The following is a 2833-nucleotide window of genomic DNA, read 5'->3' as shown; positions in this document are numbered from 1 at the left end:
TTTTGGCAAAAATTCGGTCGCCCGGCGATTCCTCCAGCGGCTTTCCCGCTGTGTCCCTCGCGGCGACTTAGAAAACTATACACACCATTCCGCACCCCGGCAAATCGACGACCACCTTCAAAGTTGGCTCCATTATTCCCCGCCGACAAAGGGAAGCAGGGGTCGATACGAGAAAGAAGATGGCCGTTTTGAATAGATTGGTGAAAGTGATCCGCGCCTCACGAGGCAGACCAAAGCTGTCAACGGACTAAATACTTGGTCCACCATTGACGAGGCGAGAGGGCTTTGCCTCTCAGCAGATCCACCTAATAACTCCAACAGACGATTCGAACAAAGTGCGCCGCCGTCTTTCAACCCAAAACGGCGCTCGTATTTCCGTCCAGGCCTCGATCGCCCACCCGGCCGCGGGGGTGGCTCCCTGCAGGATGGGCAGAGCCGGGATTGGATTGATATTGAGTCTGGGGCGTCCGTGGTTCCAAGATGCGGGCAACTGCGCAGTCGCGCCCATACTGACCAACCCGTAGGGGTCTTCGCGATTCAAAGGTCGCTTACCCATCCGGCAGCGCTGTTCCGATCGGAAAGCTTCACGCGGACTGAAGTCCTCAAGCAGAATCTGTTATATAGGAATCTGGCCTCGGAGAGGCCGAAGTCGGCAGTGTAGGCGTTGGTCAGGGTGCTTGGGCGCCGGCTGCCGGGACCTTCTTGGGAAGGAACAGAAGCTGATCGGTGTATCCATGAGGATGACCGCGCCGTTGACGGCAAGCCCGAAATGGACTCCGCGCAGGATCACTTCGGCGCCTTCGTGATTCGGCAATGCAACCACCGAGCAGGTCAGCGCTTGTGCTTGCGCTTGCGATCAGGGTTCCGATGGTGAATGCCGCCTTCTGGGTTCGTCCGGCGAGGTGCTGTTCGGCATGTCGCAGCCCGGAGATCACCGCGACCGTATAGGCGACGACCCGCAGTACATGTCTGAGGCCGGCAAGCCCTGTAACGATGAGCATGCGGATGAAGCCAATGCCGACATTCATGCCAAGACGCAGCAGGCTGTTTGTTGCCAGCACTGAGGATTCGACGGTTCCCGTGGAGCAGGCCGGCATGGCGCCTGAGCAGTGGCCCCATCATGCGGCCAGCCTGCTAGCGGGGCGGATAGCGCAGTGCTAAAGCCTGACTGGTGAAGAGTTCTTCAAGACACTTCGATTCGATCTTGATTCAGAAGGCGTACTCGACAATCTCGTTGGTGGACGTGGCATTCCGATACCTGCCAACCGCGTGTACCCGTGGATTGGTGAAGCCATCGAGCCCCCGACCGATATTGGCACGGTTCTCCACTGGGGCGGTGCGCCTGGCGAGTTGTTTCTTGCCGACGAGCTCGCATAGGTGTTCCATGTCCCTGTCACCCACCTTCAACGTCTGCACGGTAGCGTCCACGACCTCGGTGGCGATGCCGATTTTTCCTGTCTGTTACAGCCAGGTCTATCCGGTGACAGCACCATTGGCGAACAAGGGAGCTTCCTCCCTTCGTAGGCCTGCGGTCCGCCGACGGCTGCCGGTCGAAAGACCAACATCTGCGGGGCGAAGCTGCTCGCGCCGCGAGACTGTGGTGGCCTGCTTCGGATTCGTCAGAACGGAGCGCTGACAACGCAGCGGTCTCTGCCATCGATGTCATGCTCAGGGCTCTCAAACGTGCGGGATGGTTCGGACATGGTGCGTGGTGTTGATGCCCCGCGGTCTCCGCTACCGCGTCATTCCCGTCCGCGGTCGGCACCGGAAGCTCGCAGAAGGCTAGCGGCCATGAATAAATGCGCACCGGCGGGCATTGGCTCATGGCCATGTGCGGAATCGTCCGCGGCCGCCGGGCGGGCATGCATCTGGGGCAGGCCTTTGGTACTCGGGGGCGCATCGTCATTGCCGAAGACTTGGACGGTGGACGCGTGTCGCTCCGGATGCCAGTCCACACCGTCGGTTTTCGTTGCCATGCCGGGCGGCGCGGGCACTGCGGGGCGTCCAAGCAGCGTCGATCAGTGGCTGGCCCAACGGCCAGCAGGGAAATGCCCACAGGCCTGCGGGGTAGGGAGGGATGCGAACTCCGAAAGCCGCGGATTGATTCTTTTTGCTTGGGGCCGCCGGCGGGTAGTCCTCATGGCCATCCCGGGCGGATCCAGTGCCTTCGTGCTGGCCGCCAGTGAACGCTCCCATGACCGCCAACAGCCGAACAAGAAAATCACCAGTACGCGGTATGTGTAAGGCTACTGCGGCAAAGATAGCCATCCACCAAACGGGGGGTATCCGGATGCTCATTCCATTTCGTTTCAACGCGTGGATGTCCACGTGTTCCCTCCGTGTCAACATAGAAGAGCGGGCCTTTCTCAAGGACTGGTGTGTGGTCAGAGACCATCAGTTTCAAGGAAGGCCCGCCCTCATGAGCGGATCAACACGAGGTGGGGAATCGCAGTGAGCAGAAGTGGGGAATTTCGATGAGCGCGATCACGGTGGCCTTCCTAGACATGCTTCCCACTGGGATATGCCGTCACCCGTGGAAGGCTGATGTTTTCTGGCCGACATGGGGACAAGTTGGATCGGATATTCGAAGGTGCGGCACGGGAGTTCTTGCTCCCGAAACCTTCCGTTGTTCGCGCACCACTTCTCCTGGCAAGCGCACGTCTTGGCTCAGGCCAGGTGCCTGGCCGCCCTAATGGTGCGGACCTTCCGACGACGCCTTGGGTCTGGTGGCATGTGGACGCTACGACCGCATCAGGGCGGTGTGCGGTCGTTGGTGCTTGGGGGCGAGCCAGGATCGCGATGTTTTCCACAGATGCTGTGGATAAGGGCCGGC

At 60.3% G+C, this 2833-nt stretch carries 2 protein-coding genes; both read right to left on the bottom strand.

The window, feature by feature from the left end; genetic code table 11:
• Positions 1-668: 668 nt before the first annotated feature.
• On the bottom strand, positions 669-1061 hold the full coding sequence (locus OIU93_RS20460) for a hypothetical protein (RefSeq protein ID WP_264271877.1): 393 nt from the start codon (positions 1059-1061) through the stop codon (positions 669-671).
• A gap of 148 nt (positions 1062-1209) precedes the next feature.
• Complete coding sequence (locus tag OIU93_RS20455) at positions 1210-1416, bottom strand: hypothetical protein (RefSeq protein WP_264271876.1); 207 nt, start codon at positions 1414-1416, stop codon at positions 1210-1212.
• Between the last annotated feature and the right edge of the window lie 1417 nt (positions 1417-2833).

The organism is Paeniglutamicibacter sp. ZC-3 (assembly GCF_025847175.2).
Classification (GTDB): domain Bacteria; phylum Actinomycetota; class Actinomycetes; order Actinomycetales; family Micrococcaceae; genus Paeniglutamicibacter; species Paeniglutamicibacter sulfureus.
This window is presented reverse-complemented; position numbering and strand designations above follow the sequence as displayed.